This window comes from Paenibacillus sp. FSL R10-2736 (genome assembly GCF_038000245.1).
Lineage (GTDB): Bacteria > Bacillota > Bacilli > Paenibacillales > Paenibacillaceae > Paenibacillus_AQ > Paenibacillus_AQ phytohabitans.
In genome coordinates this window covers 1,038,694-1,064,025 of the sequence record NZ_JBBOBN010000002.1, presented here as the reverse complement: position 1 = coordinate 1,064,025, position 25,332 = coordinate 1,038,694, and the positions used below count along the sequence as shown (strand labels likewise).

Below are 25,332 nucleotides of genomic sequence, written 5' to 3'. Positions count from 1 at the left end.
GTTTACATAGTTTTCAGGAAATTCCGCTGTATTCCTCATAATTTTCCTTAAATTTTAAAATATTTTAGGAATTCTTCCTATTAATTTATGCACTATTAACAAATTTTGACGAAAAATTGCTTTGGAAACCTATTATCTCTATTATATTTAAGTGGAAATGATATTTTATGGGGAGGTATACTTACATGAAACTTTCTTCACAATGCAGGAGACCGTTTAGTCTATTCCTAGCGGTTGCACTGCTCTTGACCGGGATATTCCCGGGATTATCGTTAGGCTCCGGTATGGCTTCCGCAGATGCTCCATTAACTGTAACAGCTGCTATTGCAAAGTCACCTAGCGAAGCTATCGTAGTCACAGGTTATGTAGTAGGGTATACCTCAAACGGTCCTTCATATTCTTCTACGGACCTTGCCGCTGACACAAATTTGGCTATAGCAGATCAGCCGGGAGAAACGGATAGTTCCAAAATCATGCCGGTCCAGCTCCCGAATACACCTGCCTACATCCGGTCAGAATTCGGTTTGAAATCGAATCCTTCGCTGATTGGAACGCAGATTGTGGTTACAGGAACAAGAGACACTTACTTCAACGTTCCCGGAGTTAGAAACACTTCCAGTGTTACCCTCTACAGTGAGAACCAGGCTCCGCCTGTTACTGCCTCCCCTGCCTCCGGCTCCAAGATAGGCATAGGCTCTGCTATTACATTAAGTACTTCAGTAACGGCAAGCGTATACTACAGCGTGTATGCTAACGACAGTACTATCGCAGAGATTGATAATAAATTATATGATGCGCCTATCCCTGTAAGTTCCAGCTATAATACTCTCACCATTAAAGCCTACTCTTCATTACCCGATTTAGAGAATGGTCCAACAGCAACTTTTAAATACACTGTATCTGCTGTACTGGACAATCTGAAGATCAGCCAGATTCAAGGCGCAGGGCATACATCCCCTTACCTTGACGGCCTCGTTAGTAATGTCAAAGGTATTGTCACTTACATTAAGGATGCGGATAGTTTCTATATTCAATCCGCTGCAGCCGATATGGATGCGGATGTTTCCACCTCGGAAGCGATCCTAATCTATCAAAAGGGAGGCAGCAGCACTGTTAAAGTAGGCGACTCCGTTACAGTAGACGGCATAGTCCAGGAATATGGCTTCTCCGGACAATTGACGACTACGGAAATCGCCGCCAGCAAGACTACTGTTCTCAGCAGCGGCAATCCGCTTCCGGCAGTAACTCTTCTTGGTACTGGCGGACGAGTGGTACCGACTACGGTTATCGATGATGATAAGTTCGCCAAATTCGACCCGACCACGGATGCCATCGACTTCTACGAAAGTCTGGAAGGCATGCGTCTGGAGCTTACCAAACCAACCACTGTGGGCCCTGCTGTCTATTATGCTTCCAGCAGCACGTTCGAAATCCCTGTGGTTACAGTTAACGGAACAGCCAACACGACTGAAGTCACTTCTGCTGCGGGCGGCTTGGTGCTGACTGGTGCGGACTTCAATCCCCAGCGCCTGATCCTCTCCGTGAAATCTGCACCGGTGCTCACCACAGGCCAGCAGTTCACAAGCAACATTACCGGTATTATGAACTATGATTACGGCAAATTCCTGATTTCCACGGAAACTGGCACATTGCCGGATGTCTCACCCAGCAAACTGCAAAGAGAAGTGACTTCTCTCTCTTCCAATGCAGAAGGCAAACTAAATATTGCTTCCTTTAATATTGAGAACTTCTCTAAACTTAACGATCCCAAGAAGATCGAAAATGTAGCCAAGGATATCGTAAACAATCTCAAAACGCCGGACATTATCGGTCTGACCGAAGTGCAGGATAATAATGGTACGGGCACTGGCGTTACCGAGGCTAATGAGAGCTTCGAAGCACTGATTGCTGCCATTGAAGACATCGACGGCGGTGCATCCGCTTATGCCTACACCGACATCGCTCCAGAGAATAATCAGGACGGCGGCGTTAAGGAAGGCAATATCCGCTCGGGCTTCCTGTACAATACGAACCGCGTTGCACTGAAGGATAGCGAAAAAACAAAAGGAACTTCCACTGAATCCGTCACCTACAGCAAGACCTCCGGTCTTAGTGTAAATCCCGGACGCATCGATCCTACGAACGAAGCCTTCATTGATTCGCGTAAGCCAGTGGCTGCCGAGTTTACTTTCGAAGGCAATGATGTGATCGTGATCGCCAACCATTTCAATTCCAAGAGCAGCGACAATTACCTCTTCGGCTCCGTTCAGCCTCCGGTCTTCACCACGGAAGTCCAGCGGGCCAAGATCGCCAAGGTCGTCAACGGTTTCGTAGAGGACGTGCTCCAAGAGAATGCGGATGCCAATATCGTCGTACTCGGCGATTTGAATGACTTCCAGTTTTCCAATACGCTGAATATTCTCAAAGGCAGCGCGCTAACCAATCTCGTAAATACCCTGCCGCTGAACGAACGTTACTCCTACGTATTCCAAGGCAATTCACAGACGCTGGATCATATCCTCGTCAACAATAGACTGGCGTCGGACACCACACTCGACATCGTGCATATCAACTCGGACTTTGCTGATCCAGGAGATTATCCTACAGGCACTGAATTCCCGGCCGATATCCGGATCAGTGACCATGATCCGCTGCTCGCACAAATTGACTTTGCTACGGAGGATTTCAATCTGCGGGTACTGCATACCAATGATACTCACGGTCATTTAGAGAATGTGGCGAAGCGCACTTCAGCTACCAGCAGCGAACGGACAGGCAATACTGTACTGCTGGATGCAGGTGACGTCTTTTCCGGAACCTTATATTTCAATCAGTTCAAGGGCCAGGCAGATATCAAGTTCATGAATAACATCGGCTATGATGTGATGACCTTCGGTAACCATGAATTCGATATGAACAAGGAACAACCGGAAGTGCTGAAGAATTTCGTAACGGCCGCCCGGTTCCCGTTTGCCAGCTCCAATATCGACTTCACCACGAATAACAGTGAGCTTGCGGATCTCTATCATGAGATGACCGGAACACTTGAAACTGATGAGGCCCAGAGTACGGCCAAGGACGGAAACATCTATCCATCGGTCATCAAGGATGTCTACGGCGAAAAGATTGGTATCTTCGGCCTGACTACCGAGGACACGGTCGGATTATCTTCGCCAGGTGATAAGATCATTTTCAAGAATCATATAGAAAGTGCAAAGAAGACAGTTGAGGCCCTGGAGGCGCAAGGGATCAACAAGATTATCGCGGTCACCCATCTGGGTTACACCGTTGATCAGGAACTGGCCAAGGCCGTTCCGGGTATTGATATCATCGTCGGCGGACATTCACATACGAAGGTGGATAATCCTCCAACACCAATCGTTAATGTAGGCACCGGCAAGAATGTACTGATTGTGCAGACCGGTGAGTACAGTCAGTTCCTCGGTGAGCTTGACGTCACCTTCGACAAAGACGGTGAAATCAAGACTTACAAAGGCAAACTGCTGGACGTTAACCTGTTTGGTCCAGACGCTGCGGCTAGCGCACTCCTTGCTCCATACGATGCCGAATTAGCAACTGTCCGGAGTACGGTTGTAGGCTACACCAATGTCGATCTCTACACTTACCGCATGATCAATGGCAAATCGACACGTGTTGTACGCAGTGAAGAAACACCCATCGGGAATATGATTGCCGACAGCATCGCGGAGAAAGTCACAGAACTCCTGCCGAGCTTCGTTTCGGCCAGCGACCGCGCCTCCATCAAGGGTGTTGTTGCTATCCAGAACGGCGGCGGGATACGTGAGGCCATCAATGTTGGTGACATTACAATGGGCGAAGTGCTGACCACCCTGCCTTTCGGTAACGGCCTTGCCGCACTTAAAGTAACCGGTGCTGAAATCATCTCCTCACTGGAGAATGCGGTCAGCGGAATCAGCTCCGACCAGGGCCGGTTCGCACACGTCTCCGGTATGAGATACACGTATGATTCGACCAAAAAGCCGGAGATTGTAGATTCATTAACCAACAAAGTAACTCAGGCTGGCGAAAGAATTGTTTCCGTTGATATTAAGCAGGCGGACGGTTCCTACTTGCCTGTTGATCCGGCAGCCTACTACATCCTGTCCACGAACTCCTTCATGGCAGGAGGCGGCGACTTCTACCGTGCGCTGGCTTCAGCCAAAGCAGACGGACGGTATTATGAGCTGGGTCTACCAGACTTCGAAGTCCTGTTAGCCTACCTGAAGAGCCATAATCCGGTGATTTCCAGCATTGAAGGACGCATCACAGACCTGAAAGGTGCGGCACCGACTCCTACACCAACACCGGCACCGACTTCAGGTTCAGGTGGAGGTCCGGGAACAACGGTACCAACTGCAACACCATCACCTAGTCCAACAGCTACTGCCACAGCAGCAGTGCCGCCGCAGGTAACAACGATTACCGCAGCTGACCTGACTGCACAGCTCGCAGCCCTGCCTGCCGGCACCAGTGAGCTGATCATCCCGCTTACGGCTTCAGCAGGCGGTGCTCAAGTTGTACTGCCGGGCAGTGTGCTGGTTCAGCAGGCTGCTGCGAAACCAAATACAGTGCTGACTTTCACCTCTACCGGCGGAGCATCCTATTCGCTGCCGCTGAGCCTTATTAACGGAACGGCACTGGCTGCCCAGCTTGGTACCAGTGACTTTACGGTTACAGTTTCTCTGCTCCAGGCGGCTACCGCCACGCTCGACAGTCTGAATAAGGCTATCGCAGCGCAGGCTGGCTCCGTCACTCTGGCCGCACCGGTCATTGAATTCTCGGTTACCGCTGAGGCCGGTAATAAAAGTGTGCCGCTGAACAGCTTCGGCAGCACCTACGTGAAGCGGACTATTACTGCGACGGGAGCGTTGAGTTCTCAAGGGGCAACAGCCGTTTCCTATGACCCGGCTACCGGCAAGCTGTCCTTCGTACCTTCGATCTTCGCCGGCATCTCAGACGGAGATACTGAAGTGACGATCAAACGCAACAGCAACAGCTACTATACGGTTGTGAAGTCCACCAAGACCTTCGGTGATACTACAGGGCACTGGGCGCAATCATCCATTGAGCTGCTGGCTTCCAAGCTGATTATTACCGGCACCAGCAGTACCGCCTTCTCGCCTTCGCTGTCTATCACGCGGGCAGAATTCGCGGCACTGATTACCCGCTCTCTCGGACTCGCATCCGCAAGCGGAGGAACCACCTTCAGTGATGTCAGCACAGGCGCATGGTATGCTGATGCCGTACAGACAGCAGCCGCAGCAGGTCTGATTACCGGATATACGGATGGCAGCTTCAAGCCGGGCAATCCGATCAGCCGCCAGGAAATGGCTGCGGTCCTGTCCAAAGCCATCAAGTACACCGGCAAAACCCTGACTGCCGATCCGGCAGTGCTGGCTAAATTCAGTGATGCTGCAGGCATCCCGGACTGGTCCAGAGCAGCAGTAGCAGAAATAGCTGCCGAAGGCATCATTCAGGGGACACCTGACGGCGCGTTCGCTCCGGCGAAGCTGGCTACCCGTGCGGAAGCCGCTACGATGCTGGAGAAGACCTTGAAGTCACTTCAATTCATTAACTGACCAGGTTCAAAGTTAGACATTGAAAAGGCGGTACCCGCGGCGCATGATGCGCTGCAGGTGCCGCCTTTTTCTATACGGGTATGATTACTTCGCCAGCGATGGCACCGGATCCGGCAATGATACCGGTACCTGCACCTCCACCTCAAATTCAGGGATATACTCCTTCTCCTGGTTCCCCTCTGTGTCTATGGACAATATCCGGAAGGGCTTTACCGTAATATGATCCGTCTTATACTGGAGCGGTTCGAATAGAGCAGCAGCGATCAGCACATTGCCTCCTGTGGCATTCCAGCCGGTAGACCCGTTGATCTCCCGCAATACATGGCCCTGATCATCCACAAGATCATAGCCCAAGAAATCCTTATGATTGACAGGCTGACCTGAAGGCCGTCCAAGCCGGGTGGTGATCCTCGTTGTAATCGGAGTAAGCTCAACAGTATCCAGCGTGAAAATCATACCGGAGCTCTGGCGGATTAACGGCTCTGCAATGATGCTGTGGTAGGTCTTCTTTTGCACCGGCAGCTTAATTACAAAAGGCTCCTGTATCCCCAGTACGTCTATGGTAAGCGTAAGCTCAAAATCATCCGGGAAAGCCCGCCCCCCCTGATTCTGCAAATCCGTGAATTGAATGATCCTTGAATCCGCATCCTTCCCGCGAAGCAAGAACGGGCCAAACGAACCGCCGCCGCTGCTGCCAAGCGGACCATAGGTATTAATATCCTCACCGTTGATCGACAGCTTAATATCTGTCATGAGATCACTAACATCCCCCTGCCGGAACTCCAATACATCCGTTTGGCGCCCGATCCCCAGTGATACGCGAATTCCATCGTACAGCACTTCAGGTACAATAAGCGTTAGTCCGTCATGGGTATCGCTCAGCTCAGGTTTCTGTACTGCCGCCAGCCCCTGCTGATCCGCATTCCGCAGCCCCATATCCCCGGCCAGCCTGAAGATCGACTCCATCCCCGGAATCTGCTTAATGGACGCGGCCAGCGTCGGAGAGATAAACTCTGTCCCCGTGATCAGCAGAAACAGCAGCAGCACAGCAGCCACTATGCCTGCACCTCTTCGAAGTACACTGCCTCGTCTTCTGCTTAGTCCGACTGGTTCTGTCCTCGTTCCCCGCTGCTGCCCGTCCTTGTACCGGTTCATTATGCGTTCTTCCAGATCTATCTGGACCGGTGTATCACGGACCATCCGTCCGATCCGCTCCAGTTCTTCTTCCTCCCTGTTAGCGTGGTTCATGAGCGATCACCCCTCCACTGTTTTGACGGCGTCCGAGTTTTTTGCGCAGCCGTTCATATTTTTTGCGGACCGCCCCGGGCTTCAAGTCCATAATCGTTCCGATTTCCTCAAAGCTATGCTCCTCCAGTGCCCTCAGCAGCAGAATTTGCCGTTCCTCCATACTCAGCTTCTCCAGCAGTTCATGAACAACCTCCGTATATCGTGAACCTTCGGCGCACTCCGCCTGCTGCTGATGGCTCCTGTAGATGGAGAGCAGCCTGAAGCCTTTGTTCCTCTGTTTAATCCGGTCCAGGCAATGGTTGCGTGCAATGGTGTACAGCCAGGCCGAGAAAGAGACCTTTGCCGAGTACTGCCCCGCCCGCTCCAAGGCTCTGATAAAAATCTCCTGAGCCGTATCCTCCGCCTCTTCCCGGTTACCCAGCAGGTAATAGCAGTACAGGTAGATCGGCCGCTGAAAATGTCTGATGATCCAAGTGAAGGCCTGTATATCTCCCAGCTGAACCTTCTCAACCCTTTGCTCCATGGTCAGCTCTGCCGCCTGCTCCTGTTCTGCGTCTCTATTCGTCCGGCAGATTTCCGTTTCATCCACAGCTCCCCCTCCTCTATGCCTGTATAACTGTCAAAAGTCTGATTTTGTGACACGCGCTCTTAAAAATCCTGGAGACTCGTGAAGTCAGCCCTTGCAAACGCAAATGTGTTCGTTTATTATAAAACAATAAGTTAGTTCTATATTTATAGAACTAAATCAAAAATAGTTATCATTTGTTCATTATATCTCTGCCGTAATATCACTTCTCCAGAAAGCAGGTACCCCTATGGATTACAAGGTAACAGTCGATTTCGCGCCAATCTATGAGTGCATCTCCAGCTTAAATGCTTTTATCGGGAAGCAGAACCACAATGCTATGGACGCTGGAATCTCCTGGATTCGCGAGGTGCAGATCCGGTTCGCCCCCGTAATGCTTCAGAAAATGAAAGAAGTAATGAAGCTCACCGATAACTTCAGTCTGTCTCCTTACATATGGAGCTGCCCGGAAGAAGAACGCACCGTCAAGAGGTTCCTGAACTGGTTCGAAGCCCTCTCCCCGGGTGAGCTGTATGAGATTGCCGGCCGCTTCGGGCAGACCGTCCCCTCCAACCTGGCCGAGCTGCGAAGCTCTGCCGCTGAAGTCATCAGAGCTTGGGATACGGGGTACTTCAGCAGCATTGATCCGGCCATCATGGAAGGGCTGCAGCAGGAGGCTGGTGCAAGGGCAGCGCTGCTGACCGGCACGAATGATATGGAGGTGTACGAAGCGGCTACAGCAGGTATGCGGCTATACCCTTCAGAAACCCTGAAGCAGGTTATTATTACACCGCAATATCATGCCCGGCCTCTCGTAACCTCCACGCTTTTTGATGAATTTGTGTTCACCAGCTACTCCTGCGATGTTCTTCCTCCGGAAGATGGGCGGCCCGCACCGGCTCTGCTGCGGCTTACCCGGGCGCTGTCGGATGAGACGCGGCTCTATATTCTCCGCCTGCTGACCGGCAGGCAGCTTAATTTCACTGAGATTGTGAAGGAGGTCGGCCTGTCCAAAAGCACGATCCACTACCATCTGATCGCACTGCGGGCGGCGGGCCTGGTCATTGTTCATACTACCAGCAAAAACACGTCCTACAGCCTGCGCCTTGAGGCGCTGAACGGCCTGCCCGGACGAATCGGGGAATATCTGGAGGGGTGAGTTCTATGCAGAAACGCAGCTATTACGGGTTATTATCCACAATTTCCTTGAGTGCCTTCGGCGATGCCTTTGGACTGCTGGCAATGGAATGGCTTGTCTATGAGCTGACTGGCTCCAAGCTGGCTATGGGTGCACTTGCCCTCAGCTCTATGATTCCTGAGCAGGCGCTCCGCCTGCTCGGCTCACCCTTGTCCGACCGGCTGCCCCGCGTCCGGTTCATGGCCTGCCTCGCGTCGCTGCGTCTGCTGGCTCTCCTGCTGCCGCTGGGCATGGGGCTGACCGGCCACCTGCAGCTGTGGCATTTGTTCGCTGCCGCCAGTCTCAGCGGAGCCTGCTCCGCCTTGTTCATGCCAACCGCAATGGCCGTGATTCCCGGCATCGCAAGCACCAGCAAGCTGATGCGCGCCTTCGCCATCATCGACGGCTGCAAGGGTGCCGCCGCACTTCTCGGCCCGGCCCTCGCCGGCGTGTTGACCGCAGCCAGCGGGGCCTTGCCGGCACTCGGCATCAATGCCGTTTGTTATTCGGCAGCGATAGCCACTCTGCTACTGCTGCCTCGCATGGGTAAGCCGGCAGCAGCCCCCGCCGGCAGCTTCTCGACAGCCCTCTATCTGCGGGAGGTAGCCGAAGGCTTCTCGTTCTACCGGCAGTTCCCCGCCATGCTGACGATTATGATGATGGCCGCCGTCAGCAATCTGAGCTCCATTGCCGTATGGACCATGATGGTCCCTTATGTCCGCGAGGTGCTGCACCGGGATGCAGCAGCGGTGGGCTCGCTGTCTACGGCCTCTGCCCTCGGATACTTAGCCGGACTGGGTGTGATCTCCCTGATGGGTGAGATCACGAAGCGGCGTATCGTGATGCTCGGCAGCCTGGGCTTATCGGGTATCGTCACTATGGTGTGGGGGTTCATCCCCAGCTATTTCTTTGCCCTATTTGCGGTATTCGCCGCCGGACTGCTGGGACCTTTCTTCGGTTCCTTAAGCTCCTCCCTGCATGGACGGCTGGTTCCCGGCCACCTGCAGGGGCGGGTCAACTCGGTCCGGTTCCTGATTGGCGGGAGCCTGTCACCGCTCGGCGCCCTGGCAGGAGGAGCGGTCGCTGAGCTCTATGGGGTGCCTGCTCTTTTGCTGGCCGCAGGAATTCTTCCTGCCCTGTATGCTGGAGTGGCGCTGCGCTTGCCGGGACTGAAGGCGCTGGACGGGGACTTATCCGTGCTGGAACAGAGCACGCGGCAGAAAAGTGAAGTTGCCTAGACAGGCAATACACCTGTATAGACTGAACTCTGTTTTCCATAATTTTGGGCTAGGCCACGCTCGAAACTCCGTGAAATGTCTGGACTTCCGGCGGGCATTACAATTTTTGCTGGCTAGAAGTTGAATGTTGTACTTTCTGCAGAATTTTCGCACAGAAGGGGCCTTCCGGGGCGCATTGTTGTACTTTTTGCAGGATTTTTGCCGATTTCGTGCTGGTCAGAGCTCGATTGTTGCACTTTCTGCAAGATTATTGCAGATTCGCTGCCTACCAGAAGCAAATTGTTGTAATTTGTACAGCAATTCATCAGTCTGGACGGAGCTACGGACAGGGCAGCGCAACCAGCTGCTGCTTCACCTGCGAAGCCGCAGGAAGCGGCCGGCGCAACACGTCAAACAGGGCGATGCCGTCATGCACATCGCCCTGTTATTCTTAAGAAGTCCGTGCTGCTGAATCAGGATTCCATCCCGCCCTCAGTGGTCTCATAATGACTGGTATCGCCGTGAAGCACAATCTCGGGCACACCGTCCGTGATATCGATTCTGCACAGACAGGTAGGATAGATGTAGGGCAGATCCCAGAGCTTGTTCATGGCTCTGCTCTCGAAATAAGCCATAAGCACCTTAATCACAACCGTATGCGTCACAATGAGCACCGAGCCGCCTGCGTGGAGGTCTGCGATCTCCCGCAGCTTGCCCAGCGCACGCTCCTGCACCGCTGCAAAGGTCTCACTGCCCTCTACACTGAACTGCTCCGGGTCGCCCCAGAAGAACTGATGCTGCTCCGGATACTGAAGCTGCAGCTCTGCGGTATCACGGCCTTCCCAGACTCCCATGCCGATCTCCTTGAATTCATCGCAGGCCGTAAGCGGCAAGTCCCGCTCTCCCATGATAATCTCCGCCGTCCGCAGCGCCCGGGGACTAGAGCTCGCGTACACCGCGTCCAGCTCCACTTGCTGCATGCTGCGGCTTAGCCATTCTGCCTGCTGGACGCCCAGCGGCGTAAGCTCTGAATCCTGATGGCCCTGCATCCGCTTCTGCACATTCCATTCGGTCTGCCCGTGCCGGGTAATGTACACCGTTGTTGTAGTCATGAAACTTTGCTCCCCTCAAGACGATAGCTCTCTTGCTCTATCCATAATAATTACGCCACCGCACCTCTTATGTGCGCTTGCGTTCCAGCCACTTCACCGCGTAATCCACAATCTCCCGCTGCGGAATCAGCTGTGCCGCCGATGCGGCCACAAGGCCGCTGGCAATAAGCCCGGTCTCCCGGCCAAAATCCACGCCCAGCTCCGTGAAATCATCCGAGTTCCAGTTGTAATCACTGAATTCCATCCATCGTCTGACTCCGTCCACCATCATCGGCGCTGCAGCCATGACTTCCTGTTTCCCGGCATAGTCTGCCCGGTATTCCGCCAGATGCAGTGAGGTATTATTAAGATTGTCTACGCCAAGCAGCAGCACGCTTCCTCCCAGCTCATAGATCCGGGCCAGCGGAGACTGCTCACCGAAGGCGTACTCCAGGCTATGCCCGTCGATTATGACATCCCGGTGCTTCCCCCAAGCGGCAAAAGAGTCAATCGGATGGCTGCTGCGCCGGACGCCTTGCTGCTTGCGGAAGCAGTCCGGAATCACCCCCATCCCTCTAAGCGGGGTCAGGTCCGGGTCATATGCAGGCATATGCTCCCGGATGCCGGGCCACCAGGCCTCCGGCACCGGCGGGTTGCTCCAGCCTGACGGATCGGTCAGATCCGAGGATTGCGTAGGCATAACGAGCGTCCCTTCTTCACCCAGTACCTTCTCCAGCGCCAGGATAACGGCAACCGGACCACCGGCCACCCATTGTCCCAGTGATTTAAAGGAAGAATGCAGCAGCAGGGTCATTCCTTCATGCACGCCCAGCTTACGGAAGTCGGCGGCAAGTGTATCTACGGTAATCAGTGTTCCTTGTACTTCTTCCATTCGGTTGCCTCCAGCCTCTAGCCATCCGTTGTTCATATCTTAAAATTCCTTATCCTCCGTCTGCCCCGAATAACGCTCCATCAGCTGCTTCGCCCGGTATTCACCGGGAGAGATACCCTCCAGCTCCTTAAAGACACGCGCGAATTGCTTGCTGTTCTCAAAACCTACAGCCTCAGAGACCCCGGCCAGCTTGACGGAATGATCAGCCAGCAGCTCCTTGGCGTGGCGGATGCGGACTTTTTTGAGATACAGCACAAAGCTCTCCCCGGTGTACGCCTTGAAGGCTTCACTGAAATATGAATAATTGAGCGAGACATAATTGCTGACCATAGCCATATTCAGCGGACGCGCATAATTCGCTTCGATATACGCCAGCGCTTCTTCCATATCCGCATGCTCGGTATGCGCAGATCTTATACCTATAATATAATCGTTCACACTAAGGAGCAAATGCTCCAGTGCCCGGTAATAGTCATGGAAATTGCTGAAATTATACAAGTTGCCGACCGCTCGGTACAGCTTCAGCACTTCCACCGAAGCCTCTCCATGCACACGGAACACTTCATCCAGCACCCGTTCATTAATACTCCGCCCTACATTCTCCAGGTAATCCAAATCCAGATGCAGCAAATGATCCGTCTGAAAAATAACACCAAGCAGCGTCTTAATCTCCTTCTCCCGCTCGGTTCCCAGCATATTAAGCAGCTTGCGCAGCTCCTCCTCCGGGGAAGGGAAGCTCAGGCGCCCGGCGCGGATATCCTTATAGTCGACAAAGCTGGCCTGCGGGGACAAAAAAGTATACTGCAGCGCCCGGTACGCCTCCATGTAACCGGCACGGAACTGCTCCGGACTCCGGCTCTCACTGCTGATGCCGATGAGCAGCCGCTTAAGTTCTTTGGCCTCAGCCTTACCGGACAGCTCCAGGAAGCTCTCCATATTCCCCACAAGTACAAGCTTCCCGTCCCAATCGGTCAGAATTTCCGTGAATTTATGTTCCAGCGGTCCGATCAGCCGCTCCAGCACGCCCTGGACCTCTCCGTGATTCATCCGCGCGCCGTCCCGGTGATAATAATTGACCACGCCTACTGTAAAAGGAATCTGCAGCGTCGACAGCTCCTCCAGCTGTGCCGCCGATGCTTCTACCTCCCGCTGCATCAAAAGCCCCCGCAGGCGGGCAATCCGCAGCTCGCGGCGGTAGCCTTCCGCCTCCTGCTTCTGCCGCAGGCTGCTCGACTGGCGGTCCATTCCCTCCTTGTCAATCCGTTCGAGAATCTCGAACAGCTCTTCGCGGCGGATCGGCTTCAGCAGATAATCCTTCACGCGGTAGCGGATCGCGCTTTTGGCATATTCGAAATCATCATGGCCGCTTAAAATAATGACAGCAGGCGGCTCCTCCTTGCCTGCTTCCACCGACAAACGTTCCAGCAGCGTGATCCCGTCCATAATCGGCATCCGGATATCCGTAATAATGACATCCTTCCGCTCCTGCTTGTACAGCTCCAGCGCTTCCGCACCGTTGCCCGCCATCGTGATGCTGTAGACAGACGGATATTCCCGTTCGATCATCGCCTTCAGACCTTGACGGATCATTTTTTCATCATCCACGATCAGCAGATTGGTCATAGCTAGTTATCCCCCGTCAATAGAACTTTGGGCAGTGACATGAACACAGTTGTCCATTTCCCTGCTTCACTCTGCACTTCCAGCCCGTAGGCTTCACCATAGAACAGCTGCAGACGCTGATGCACATTGCGCAGTCCGACGCCTCCCGACTTATACCCGCCGCTGCTGGTTCCCGAAGGGTCAGCCCCCGGTTCCTCCTTGGCATAAATCGCCTCATGCAGCTGGGTCAGCTGCTGCGGCGTCAGCCCGAGGCCATTATCGCGCAGCGAGATGAAGATATCCCCCTCGGCCTCCGTAATATCGATCCGCACAACACGGTCCGTGAGCTCTATCCCGTCCGCATTCCACGCATGCTTTACACTGTTCTCAACAATCGGCTGCAGCGACATTTTGAGCACCTCCACTTCCAGATAAGCGCTGTCAATATTAAGCTCCAGCCTAATGGTATGCTCGAATCTTATATTCATAACCTCTATATAGTTCTGGATATGGCGGATCTCGTCTTTCAGCTTCACGTATTCACCCGTCCATTTGAAATTATAGCGCATCATGCCGCCAAGCCGGGTAAGCGCATCCGAGATCGTCCGCTGATTCTCAATCTCCGCCAGCATTTTGATATTCTCCAGTGTATTGTAGAGGAAGTGGGCATCGATCTGATTATGCAGCGTCCGCAGCTCAGCTTCCTTCGACAGCGCCTGTTTATGGACAGCCTGAGCCACCAGCGTATTAATTGTGTTCATCAGCTTGGAGAAGTGATGGGCAAGCTCGCCGACCTCGCCGCCTCCGCTGACGCGGATACTTCCATACGGCTCTCCCCGGCGGACTCTCTTCATCGTTTCGGTCAGCCGGCGGAGATTCTTCAGGATGAATGCATTCAGCACGTAAGCAATGGCAGTGACCAGGAAGATGAAGCCGATATTGACCCCAATAATCAGATTACGGGTACGCGAAATATCCATCATCACACCTTTCATCGAGACCACAGTGACCAGAGAAGCATTGATCTGCTCCAGCGGCGCCTGAATCAGCATGAAGGAATTCCCGTTCTCCTTATAATCCATCACCCATTTACCGGTCTTTCCGAACTCTGCCAGCCGGTCTTTGATTGCCGCAGTCAGCCCCTTATTATTCTCCAGAAAAGAGTTGTCTGTCCGGGTGAACAGGTTCAGCTCATCATCCGCAAGAATCATCTGGGATTCATTATCCTGCACGGAGGTATACGTCTTGGGTGTGAATTTACTCAGCAGCATATCTACCTGAACCATCCCGATGTGATTGCCCGCCGGAATGCTGATCTCCCGCAGCACCGATACCTTCGGTTGCCCCTGCTCTGTTTCCCCCGAGAAGCGCTTCATCAGGTCGATATCCGAGTTCTGAAAGGACCACAGATTCCGCAATCCTTCCAGCTCCAATGCCTTCTGAAACCAGGGCTCCATGGAGACCCGGGACTCACGGAAAATAACCGGCCACATCTCATATACATTTTTGCTGCTGGAATACAGGTACAAATGCTCAATATTCGGATTATTGAACTGGATCTGGCTGAGGTTCATGAAGCTGGTTGTGTTGTAATCAATCAGCTCTCCGAGTGTAGGATCACTTTCGCTGATCAGATACTCCCGGGTGATTTTATCACTATACGCCATCTGGAGCGCCCGCTCCATCGCCTCAATCTGATTGAGTACATGCAGCTTCTCCATCTGCAGCAGATAGTCGTTTTTCTCGATCGCATCCTGCATATACGTATTGTTAATGGCCTTGTACGAATAGAAGGACACCAGCAGACTGGGTCCCAGAATAATAAAGATATAAGCCACAACCAGCCGGCTTTGCAGTGATCTCCGTCCGAGCCAATAACGGAAGGAATTCCATAATGCTCCTGTTCGTTTGCGCATATTCACCTCTCCGTTAATAGCTGGAGCCTTGTAGATCCCGTTACTAGAAAATAACCCAAAAGCCCGCGGTTAGCGGGCAATTGGGTCTTATATTGGAGACTACATTCCGAGTTTTTTCTTGTTCTCTTCATATTTAGTCTGGCGGTATGCATCGAAGGTCGCTTGACCTTCCTTCTCTTTTTTGGTGAGATATTCAGACCAGATCTTATCGAATTCCGCATCGGATTCAGCCATCAGCAGCTTCGGCATAGTTTTGCCGCGCAGCTGTTTCAGCTTGGTCGCGATGATGCCTTCCGGCGAGTTACCGCTAGGATCAATCAGCTGGAATTCCGAAGTATTAATAGATTTCCCGCGGGTCCAGTCTTCCAGTTGTTTGAACGGCTCAACGGATTTTGGTGCCCATTGGTCAGTAATATTCGTATTTTGCATCATCCAGAAGGTGAACGAAGAGCCGTATTGCTTATCAAATGCTGCACGGTCCGAGTTCATCAGCTTAAGGGCTTCAGGGAGGAATTGATCCTTGCCCTCAATTGTATCATAGCTGACCCCTTTTTCGCCCAGGAAAAGATCCTTTTGGCCTTCTTCACTGTTCAGGTAGCTGAGGAATTTAATTGCGCGTGCTTTATCCTTAACATCCTTCGAGATCAGGGTAACGGTCCAGCCGGAGATCCCAGGGCCATTCAGTGTAGGCTGATCCAGTTTGGTGTTGGCTGGTCCATCTACAGCAATGTAGACCATCTCAGGATTCTTCTGGAAAATAGTTCCTTGCTGGGAAGCAAAGTCTGTACGTTGATACAGCATTGCGAAGTAGCGTCCCTGTACGATTTTTTCTTCCATTTGTGCCCGTTTGTCAATGAAGATATCTTTTGCCAGCAATCCATCCTGGTTAGCCTGGCGGAGTGTTTTCATCCAGCGTACATATTCAGGATCGGTTTCACGGTCATATACCTTGCCGTCTTTTTCCCAAGGAATCGCCAGGAAGTTCTGAATGTAGCCTTCCAGCGAGTCGTTGCCGTTCTCAGTGAACTCATGCAGACCCAGCGGAATCAGCGGCTGGCCGTTCACTTCAGGGAATTTCTCCTGTGCAGTCTTCAGCGCAGCGAGGAAGCCTTCAGGGGTACGCATATCCGGACTGCCGATGGCTTCATAAATATCCTTGCGGACTGCGAACGTCTGGTTCGATACATAGGTATCGCCATATTTTTCATAGTCGGCAGGAGAAGAGGAAGAGTTAGGATAGCCGTATACATTGCCGTCCGGCTGAGTGTACCAGCCAAGCTTATCTTTATCGGAAACTTTGTAGAAGTACGGGTCGTATTCATCAGCCAGCTTGTTCAGCGGAAGTACCAATTCGCCTTCTACCATTTTTTTGATGGCATCTTCCCAGTAGCCGAGGGTGATGAAATCAGGCAGCTTGCCGGAAGCAATCAGCGTGTTCAGCTTCTCATTCTCATTCCCTGCAGGCACGATAAAGTTAACGTTAACGCCGGTCTTTTTCGTAACATATTGCGAAGTTGGATCTACGCCCCATTTGTTGGCAAACCAGGCAAAGTTCAGATACCAGTCGAAGGTGATTGGTGAAGTGTCGCTCATCCAGCCTGGCTCATCGCCTGTGGCTGCCGGAGCTGTCGTTTCTGTTGCATTGGTTGCCGGTGCCTCTGTAGCTTCCGTAGCCGGCTTCTCCGTTGCTGTATTTCCGTTTGCGGCATTATTATTGCTTGAACAACCCGCTGCAGAGAATGTCAGCATTAGTCCCAAGAGCAGCAGGACCATTTTCTTTGGCTTATGTTTCATGCCCATGCTTGTTTACCCCTTTTCTAGAAAATAGTAATTATAAGCTCAACCCCGCTGCCCGCAAGACAATGGGCTCCGGAGGAGTTACCCTGTGGTTCGCAGATGCTCAGCCTTTGATGGAGCCGATCATCATGCCTTTAACGAAATAGCGCTGCAGGAACGGATAGACGAACACGATTGGCAGCGTTGTGACAACCATGGTTGCCAGCTTGATGGACTGGGAGGTTACCGACCGTGTGGCCGCGCTGCCCTGGACAGCAACCATCATCGTATTGGAGCTGGACTGGGCCACAACCCGGAACAGATAGGTCTGAATCGGCTGCAGGTCAACATTGTTCACATAGATGATGCCGGCGAAATAATCATTCCATTGATACACGCCGTGGAACAGCGCGATGGTGGCAATAACCGGCATGGAGACCGGAAGCACGATCCGCAGTAAGATGGACCAGTCATTGGCTCCGTCAATCCGCGCTGCTTCTTCCAGACCCTCGGGGATCTCCCGGAAGAAGGTCATGAAGATAATAAGATCGAAGAAGCTGAACATGACAGGAATGATAAAGACCATAAAGTTATCCAGTAAATGCAGATCACGCATCAGCAGGAAGGTTGGGATCAGGCCGCCGTTAAAGAACAATGTAATGGTGCCGATCAGAATGTAGAGCTTGCCGCCAACCAGATCCTTGCGGGACAAGGCATAAGCTACCATCGCTGTAAAGAATACATGGAGAGCCACACCAAGGACTGTCTTGAGTACGGTAACCCCCATCGCCAGCATAATTCCCGGACTTGCAAATACTGCATCGAAGTTCTTCAGTGTGAACATCCGCGGCCACCAGTAGATTCCGCCCAGCATGGCATCATTGCCGTCATTGAAAGCGTTGACGAGCACATACCAGATCGGATACAGCGTCAGGAAGCAGACGCAGAGCATAACCAGATTATTGACGATATCGAAAATCGCTTCGCCTTTAGTTTTACGTTTAAGAGCAAACATATATAGGTCCTCCTTGTCCTAGAACAGCGACGTGTCGTTGATTTTTTTGGATACCTGATTGGCAATCAGCAGCAGAATCAGTGCAATGACCGCTTTGACCAGGGTGACCGCCGCAGAATAGGAGAAGCGGTTGGAGACAATACCTGTCTGATAGATATAGTAATCAATTACATTGGATGTACTGTCGTTAAGTGAATTCCGCAGCACCAGAATCTGGTCGAAGTTCGAGTTCAGTACACCGCTGACTGCCAGAACGAACAGGATGCTGATCGTGGCCCGGATGGCCGGCAGAGTGACAAACCACATTTTCTGGAAACGTCCTGCGCCGTCGATCGTTGCTGCCTCATACATTTCCGGAGACACGCCGGCAATCGCCGCGAGGTAGATAATCGCTGACCAGCCAAGCTCCTTCCAAATGTCGGAGGTGATGATTATCGTCCAGAAGTAACTCGGTTCAGCCAGGTAAGTGATCGGCTTATCAATCAGATTGAGTGCAAGCAGAATATTATTGATAATCCCTATATCCGCGAGCCAGGTGGCCAGAATGCCGCCAAGCACAACCCAGGAGAGGAAATGCGGCAGATAGGAGATCGTCTGAATCGTCTTCTTGAATCTGATGGAACGGACCTCATTGAGGAACAGGGCGAATATAATTGGCAGCGGGAACCCGATAAGCAGCTTGATTAAGCTGATGCCGAGCGTATTGCGGATAACATTCGGCAGATCCTCATCTGCGAACAGTTCCCTGAAATGCTCCAGGCCCACCCAAGGGGCTTCGGCGATCGACTTGACGATATTATATTCCTTGAAAGAAATAATCAAGCCGTAGATCGGGATGTAGTTGAATATGATCATCCACACTACACCAAGCAGTGCCATGGTCTGCAGATGACGCTGGGCTACAAATTTCCTCCAGAGCGTATTTTTGCGAACTGAACCGGTTTCGATTGACGCCGGAATGAGCGGCCCCATTACCGGATTTGGTTTGGTGCTTTGTTTGTTCTCCATCGTATGGACCTCCAAAATCCCCAACTTTAATGTGTGAAGCGTTTTCATCTCTATGTATTTATTGTATGCGTTTTAGTATTTGGGCGTAAGGTCCCAGATTTCGTATTTGGGGGCTCATTTTTCGGCTTGGCTCAAAAACTCAACCGCCATCGGAGATAGGCTGCCGGAAGCGCAGAACTTCCGGCAGCTATTGTCGCCTCCCGCTCCAATCCCCTTCCGCGCTTGCATGGGTGAATGCTACTCTGCCCGTTTGGGACAAATTCAAAGCTACCTGTCCCTCGGGGCTGCTCATGCCGCCCACGTTCGGCGGATTCAGGGGCACTTCTGCCCTTATTTCACCCTACCGCCTACTTCCGGCGGATTCAGGGGCACTTCTGCCCCTCATTCTACCCTATCGCCTACTTCCGGCGGATTCAGGGGCACTTCTGCCCCTCATTCTACCCTATCGCCCACTTCTGGCGGATTCAGGGGCACTTCTGCCCCTCATTTCAACCTATCGCCTACTTCCGGCGGATTCAGGGGCACTTCTGCCCCTCATTCCAGTATTTCGCCCACTTCTGGCGTATTCAGGGGCACTTCTGCCCCTCATTTCAACATTCCGCCCACTTCCGGCGGGATTCAGGGGCACTTCTCCACAGCCCCCTAATGAAGTTGGAGTCCTCCCCCATAAAAATGTAGACTGAATACAGGAGGAGGATGAACACAATGGGAAACTTAACAGGAACAAGAGAGAAGGCAGCGCAAGAGGTGTTGTCTGGCATTAAGGCAGCGGTGGTTGCCCGAAAATATGGGGTGACCCCAGCGACGGTGAATCAGTGGGTGAGAGATTACCGAGAGGCCCATGGGGAACAAGATCATCCGTATCCCCAGGAGCAGGTGGAGGAACTGAAGCGCCTCCTGGAAGTGGAGCAGAAATACGAGAAGGCCGTCAAGATACTCGGCGAAAAGGAGTTAGAGATTGAGATTCTGCGTGAACTGCTAAAAAAGCCAACCCCTGCTTATCCGAAAAAATCGAGGTAGCCGACATGTTCATTAAGCAGGGGAATACAGCAGCTTTGGTACTGCGTCTCATGGGGCTAGCAGAGTCCACGTACTACGACCGTAAGAAACGCAGGTCACTGTCCCCAAAGGCCGTTCAAGGGGGGCGTGGAAGACCCCAGCCAGGCTACTCCTTTAACGAGTCTGGGGAAAAGATTAGTGACGAGGAGATCCAGGAATGGCTGCTGGAATTAATCGCTGGAGAAGAGCACGTGTACGGGTACAAACTCCTGGCCAAGTGCTTGTGGAACCAGCACCGGTTGAAGCTCAATCACAAGAAAAGCTACCGGCTGTGTCAGGCGCTGGATATCCTGCAGCCCCAGCGTCAGAAGCGCTTTAAGCATCCCCGGAAGCTGCCGGAGAACCGAGTCATTACAGGAGCGGGCCAGCTCTGGCAGATGGACATTAAATACGGGTATGTGGAGGGACGTGACCGGCATTTCTTTGTCCTGAGCATTATCGATGTGTTTACCCGCGTCATCGTCGGCTACCACCGGGGATCGTCGTGTGAGGCCAAGCACGCCTGCCAGACGCTGGCGCGCGCCATGGAGCATCACTGCGCCCCTGACAGCGCACGCCCTGTGATCCGCACCGACAACGGCCCACAGTTCGTCAGCCACCTGTTTGGCGACATGTGTGAAAGCTGGGAAATGACCCATGAACGTATTCCGCCTCGAACGCCGGATTTAAATGCTTTTATTGAATCATTCCACAGTAATATCGATCGGGATTTGTTCCGCAAAGAGGCATTCGAAACGTTCGAAGAGGCCTATGAAGCGGTGGACCGGTACATGGACTTTTACAACAATCGCAGAATGCATACGAGCCTTCGTAACCTGCCGCCAGCTACCTTTGCAGAGTGGGTGCTGACCCTAGAAGACCGCTCCCGCTTCTTCTGGCCGAGAGAAAAAGCGAAATAAAGAGCATATCTACAACAAGTACTGATTTTATACGGAGGACTCCGGGATAAGGGGGTCGCACCGACTTCTGCCCCTCATTCTACCCTATCGCCTACTTCTGGCGGATTCAGGGGCACTTCTGCTCCTCATTTCAACATTTCGCCCACTTTTGGCGTATTCAGGGGCACTTCTGCCCCTCATTTCAACATTCCGCCCACTTCCGGCGGGATTCAGGGGCACTTCTGCTCCTCATTCCTCCCTATCGCCTACTTCTGGCGGATTCAGGGGCACTTCTGCTCCTCATTCCTCCCTATCGCCTACTTCCGGCGGATTCAGGGGCACTTCTGCTCCTCATTTCACCCTATCGCCTACTTCCGGCGGATTAAGGGGCACTTCTGCTCCTCATTTCAACATTTCGCCCACTTCTAGCGGATTTAGAGGGATTTATCCCTCTGATTTGCTCGCTCCGCCTACTTTCGGAGATTTAGAGGGATAAATCCCTCTAATTTGCTCATTCCGCCTACTTCCGGCGGATTTAGAGGGATTTATCCCTCTGATTTGCTCATTTCGCCCACTTACGGCGGATTTAGAGGGATTTATCCCTCTAATTTGCTCATTCCGCCTGCTTCCGGCGGATCCAGGAGCACTTCTGCTCCTCATTCCCCGTATCGCCGACAACTGGCGGATTCAAGAGTATCCACCTCTAATCCACCTAACCCCGGGCAATCAAAAGGAGGCCCAACCGGGCCTCCTTCCTGTACCTTTATTAACTTGAATGAATATATAGATTGAACTTGTATTTTTGCTATTATGGGATTGCCGTGACTCCAAAGAATATTTGGCCTCCGGCCGCTGTTGTCTACAAATTTCTTGAATTCAACCCGCTGTTTCGCGGTGGAAATCCGCAGACAAAGGCGGACACTGTCGCTCCTTCAGTTCCAAAATTCTCCTCCGGCACTTTTCCCTATCCGTATATTTTTTAAATTCAATCTATATAGACTCTAATTATTCCATTACCGCACGGATGGCGGCAATCTCTCCGCGCCGCAATGCCTCGGCATCCCCGCCGCGCAGCAGGCCGCCGTCAATCAGCCGTTCCTCGCCGCTGCGGAATTGCAGCGTCAGATTCTGAATGACTGCCTTGCTGCCGCCGAAGGTATCGGCATGACGCGGATTATAATACGTCACTACTGTACTGCCCAGCAGGGTGAAGGACAGGTTGCCCTGCTCATCGAACAGCCAGCCGGGAAGTGCCGGCTCAAGCGACAGCGTTAACTCGCCGTCTTCCACAGAGAACAGCCGGCTGCCGGCCATCATCGTTCTCCACATGCTCAGGAACTCCGCCGTAGAGCCGCTCAGCCGGGCAACAAACCCCCTGCCATGCGTTGCAGGATCGGGATTGCCGCCTGTTGAGATGAACGAGGAATTCTCCAGTGTACTGCGACCGTAGACCTCAGGGTCAAGGAACGGAATCAGCGAGGTTTTCAGCTCGCTGTAGAATTCGTCGTACAGCCCCGCCTTCAGCAGCTCAAGCAAATATTTGTACGACATGTGCAGGAAGTTGGACTCCCGCTCCTGCCAGCCCGGTGTGAAGGCCCGGATGCGGCCGATCTCATGCGATTCTTCTTCCAGCGACACTGAAGTCCGGTACATCGATGTAACCGGATCAAAGAGCCCGCTCTGTTTCACTTTGCTGTAGATTCCCTTGGCGGTTTCCTTGCTGTCCAGCGTTTTGAGCCAGCGGGCAGGACCTTCCAGGAAATACGGCAGAGCAGTAGCTTCGAACTCTTCGACCAGAGCCTTCGGCAGCCCGTAGCCGCTTATGACCGGCTCTCCGGCTTCATCCGTTACAGGCTGGAACCGTGTTGCCTCGAAGCGGAAATAGGTCGGAACCAGTCCGCCGCCAATTCCTACCGCACGCTCAATCCCCTGATCCACCTTACGCAGCCATTTGCCCAGTGCCTCACGGATGACCGCAAGGGAAATTCCGGCGGTCTCGCCTGTAATTCCGAAGCGAATCTCTGCCCGGTAAGCCTCGCGCGCTGAAGCCACGCGGTCCCAATACGGGAATTGGGCCAGTGAACCGTCAAGCACTTCAGTTACAGCACGGTTCACCTGCTCAAGCAGCGAAGCCATCTCTAACGGAAGCGCTACTGTTGAAGGAATAATCGCGCCGCTCTCCAGAGCATCCAGCATGAACACAAGCATCCGCTTAAGTTCAAAGGTCTCGCTCATTCCGGAGCCGACCAGTCCCGGCAGACCGTTCATAGCATCATTCCAGCCCGGCTTGTTGCCTTCCATCTCTACCCCCATCCCGTAAGGATCAAGCGTGGCAAATTTGTTCATGGCAAGCGACAGCATCTTCACAAACAGGCTGGTCCGGTAGATCTCCCCGTGCCCGCCTTGTGTGCGCAGCCACTGGGTATCGCTGGCCTTGCGCTTCAGCTTGTGCAGCTTCTCCTCATCCTCCAGCAGCGCCCCGAATTGCCGCACCTGCCCGCCGCTGATTACATATTTCTCGCTGCGCGGCAGCACATAAGCCGGGCTGTCATAGAACGTATAAGTCTCGTCCCCGAACAGCAGCGCCTCCTGCCGTTCCGGATAAATATCCAGATAACCTTCCACCAGATCAAGATTGTAGGTCCAGTGATCGGACCAGAAGCCTTCTCCGAAGGCGGCTTCAATGTTCTGCTGCGACAGGGCAAGCACACCGCTGAGGAATTCCTGCTCACTGATGTTCAAAGCAATATTGTGATCCGCAATGTAGTTAATCAGGCTTCCTGGTGTGAAGCGTCCGGCCAGCAGCCGCTCAAATCCGGCATGATGCTCCGCAAGCGCCCCGGCAACCCATGCTTTAAGCTTCTCTCCCTCACCCGGCAGAATTTCAAAGCTGGTCCCCTGCACGCTAAGCGGATTGTAGCCGTCTGCCTGAATCAGACTGTAGAACATCTTGATGTTGAAGCTGCCCACCTGCGGGTGGAAGAACACATCGCTGCGCCGGTTCTGGTTCATATCACGGAAGTTCCCGTTGCCCTGCGAATAATATTCAGGCGCCAGCGAGAAGAAGTTATAATCCCGTTCCATATCGCCATGCTTGCGCGAGTATAGATGTACAACAAAGCCTTCACCGCCGTTATCAAAAATAAACGGATAGCCCCCGCGCAGGAAATTGTCGAGATAAGACTGGCGGCAATAAGCATCGAACAGCGGCGAGGAGGTATGCGTAGCAATATCCTCCGTTAAATCCTCTGTCAAACTGGCCGCTTCCTGTGCCTTGGCAGCAAAATAATCTTCCCGGCAGAGCTCAGCCGCCCGATGATTAATTCTGGCAATATCATTTACATGCCCAATGATTGTATTCAGCTTCAGCGAAGCTCCCGGTGCAAGTGTTCTGGATACGCCGCTGAAGCCGCACGGCACCTTGTTGGCCGGATATTGGGCCTGTGCAAGCAGCTCCGCCAGCGGAAGCTCCGCGAAGCGGTCCGGATACGTCAGCGAAGTATTGCCGCCGAAGATTACTTCATAATCTACGACCGGATACAGCTGTTCTCCTTCCGTTGTGGAGGAGAGATAGAAGTGCCCGCTCTCAATCAGGCTCATTTCCGCATCGTCATTCGTGCTGGAGCGCAGCTTGTAGAACGGAATTCCGTTCTCCAGGTTATACACATCCATCCAGCTGCGCAGCAGGTTCCCCATCTCTTTGTAGCCCCCGTTCGCTACGCCGAAGGGAAGAACCTCCGGAAGACCGTCCAGCAGCTCCAGCTCCAGCTCTGTCCCGCTGATATTCTCGATCTCCACCTGCCGGATCAGCGCGGCATAATCGTCACCCGGCAGGTTGAAGTAGTGGACTGTCGTCTTCAGCCCATGTCCTGCATGTGACTCCTCAATGGTCAGTCCGTTCGGCAGGATCGTCATGATCCGCTTGGCCGCAGGATCAGGGCGTGCCGACTGGAACGGCTCATAGACTTCTGCTGTACCCTTCAGCTTGATGAAGGTGCGGAATCCGGTGGAGGCTACATTCTTATACGAAATATTAGCCGGAGAGAACTCCATAATCGGCGAATTTTTGTCCCGTACTCCGAAGCTGCTGATTCCTTGACCCCGGTTCACGTAGAACGTCCACATCGGGATCCCCTTCAATCCGGCAAGTCCGGGCAGGAAGCTGGCGAACGGTTTGCCTTCGTGGAACTGCTCTATGATAAATTTACCTGAATCGAAATAATAATGGCTCATGCTTAAGTCCTCCTAAAAGTTTGTTGATATATGCTTTTGTTACTCTGTTGCGGCA

The 25,332-nt window shown here is 52.8% G+C and carries 15 protein-coding genes; 5 read left to right on the top strand and 10 right to left on the bottom strand.

The genetic code is table 11. The annotated features are described in order from the left end of the window. The first annotated feature begins 185 nt into the window (after window positions 1-185). The gene (locus NSQ73_RS32705; protein ID WP_340990352.1) at window positions 186-5,600 is read left to right on the top strand and encodes an S-layer homology domain-containing protein; all 5,415 of its coding nucleotides are present in this window, start codon (window positions 186-188) and stop codon (window positions 5,598-5,600) included. A gap of 84 nt (window positions 5,601-5,684) precedes the next feature. Here NSQ73_RS32705 and NSQ73_RS32700 read toward each other — a convergent pair whose 3' ends face one another. After that, a complete protein-coding gene (locus NSQ73_RS32700; protein ID WP_340990350.1) occupies window positions 5,685-6,848 on the bottom strand; it encodes a DUF4179 domain-containing protein in 1,164 nt (387 codons plus the stop codon). Then, entirely contained in the window at window positions 6,835-7,437 is a 603-nt protein-coding gene (locus NSQ73_RS32695) for an RNA polymerase sigma factor (protein ID WP_340990349.1), read from the bottom strand. Before NSQ73_RS32695 ends, NSQ73_RS32700 begins: the two co-directional genes overlap by 14 nt. A 226-nt stretch (window positions 7,438-7,663) precedes the next feature. On the opposite strand from NSQ73_RS32695, the gene NSQ73_RS32690 reads away from it, so the two are divergent. Both NSQ73_RS32690 and NSQ73_RS32685 read left to right on the top strand, forming a co-directional pair. Beyond that, on the top strand, window positions 7,664-8,572 hold the full coding sequence (locus NSQ73_RS32690) for an ArsR/SmtB family transcription factor (RefSeq protein WP_340990347.1): 909 nt from the start codon (window positions 7,664-7,666) through the stop codon (window positions 8,570-8,572). 5 nt (window positions 8,573-8,577) lie between these two features. Beyond that, window positions 8,578-9,828, top strand: coding sequence for an MFS transporter (locus tag NSQ73_RS32685; protein ID WP_340990346.1), 1,251 nt, complete (start codon window positions 8,578-8,580; stop codon window positions 9,826-9,828). 452 nt (window positions 9,829-10,280) lie between these two features. On the opposite strand, the gene NSQ73_RS32680 is transcribed toward NSQ73_RS32685, so the two are convergent. The 7 genes from NSQ73_RS32680 to NSQ73_RS32650 form a co-directional block, all read right to left on the bottom strand. Next, the gene (locus NSQ73_RS32680; protein ID WP_042133131.1) at window positions 10,281-10,919 is read right to left on the bottom strand and encodes a histidine phosphatase family protein; all 639 of its coding nucleotides are present in this window, start codon (window positions 10,917-10,919) and stop codon (window positions 10,281-10,283) included. A gap of 67 nt (window positions 10,920-10,986) precedes the next feature. After that, window positions 10,987-11,790 (bottom strand): aminoglycoside N(3)-acetyltransferase, encoded by an 804-nt coding sequence (locus tag NSQ73_RS32675; RefSeq protein WP_340990344.1) that lies wholly within the window; start codon window positions 11,788-11,790, stop codon window positions 10,987-10,989. Window positions 11,791-11,829: 39 nt separating this feature from the next. After that, the gene (locus NSQ73_RS32670; RefSeq protein ID WP_340990342.1) at window positions 11,830-13,413 is read right to left on the bottom strand and encodes a response regulator; all 1,584 of its coding nucleotides are present in this window, start codon (window positions 13,411-13,413) and stop codon (window positions 11,830-11,832) included. 2 nt (window positions 13,414-13,415) lie between these two features. Beyond that, window positions 13,416-15,308, bottom strand: coding sequence for a cache domain-containing sensor histidine kinase (locus NSQ73_RS32665; protein ID WP_042133126.1), 1,893 nt, complete (start codon window positions 15,306-15,308; stop codon window positions 13,416-13,418). A 99-nt stretch (window positions 15,309-15,407) separates the two neighbouring features. Then, the gene (locus NSQ73_RS32660; protein ID WP_340990341.1) at window positions 15,408-17,108 is read right to left on the bottom strand and encodes an extracellular solute-binding protein; all 1,701 of its coding nucleotides are present in this window, start codon (window positions 17,106-17,108) and stop codon (window positions 15,408-15,410) included. Window positions 17,109-17,208: 100 nt separating this feature from the next. Further along, window positions 17,209-18,099 (bottom strand): carbohydrate ABC transporter permease, encoded by an 891-nt coding sequence (locus NSQ73_RS32655; protein WP_042133123.1) that lies wholly within the window; start codon window positions 18,097-18,099, stop codon window positions 17,209-17,211. Between the two features lie 18 nt (window positions 18,100-18,117). After that, entirely contained in the window at window positions 18,118-19,107 is a 990-nt protein-coding gene (locus tag NSQ73_RS32650) for an ABC transporter permease (protein ID WP_039309713.1), read from the bottom strand. A gap of 705 nt (window positions 19,108-19,812) precedes the next feature. Here NSQ73_RS32650 and NSQ73_RS32645 point away from each other — a divergent pair. Together NSQ73_RS32645 and NSQ73_RS32640 are read left to right on the top strand one after the other, a co-directional pair. Next, a complete protein-coding gene (locus tag NSQ73_RS32645; RefSeq protein ID WP_340985281.1) occupies window positions 19,813-20,127 on the top strand; it encodes a helix-turn-helix domain-containing protein in 315 nt (104 codons plus the stop codon). Between the two features lie 5 nt (window positions 20,128-20,132). After that, complete coding sequence (locus tag NSQ73_RS32640; RefSeq protein WP_340985280.1) at window positions 20,133-21,065, top strand: IS3 family transposase; 933 nt, start codon at window positions 20,133-20,135, stop codon at window positions 21,063-21,065. A gap of 984 nt (window positions 21,066-22,049) precedes the next feature. Here the strand turns inward: NSQ73_RS32640 and NSQ73_RS32635 are convergent. Continuing rightward, the gene (locus tag NSQ73_RS32635) at window positions 22,050-25,277 is read right to left on the bottom strand and encodes a cellobiose phosphorylase (protein WP_340990340.1); all 3,228 of its coding nucleotides are present in this window, start codon (window positions 25,275-25,277) and stop codon (window positions 22,050-22,052) included. Between the last annotated feature and the right edge of the window lie 55 nt (window positions 25,278-25,332).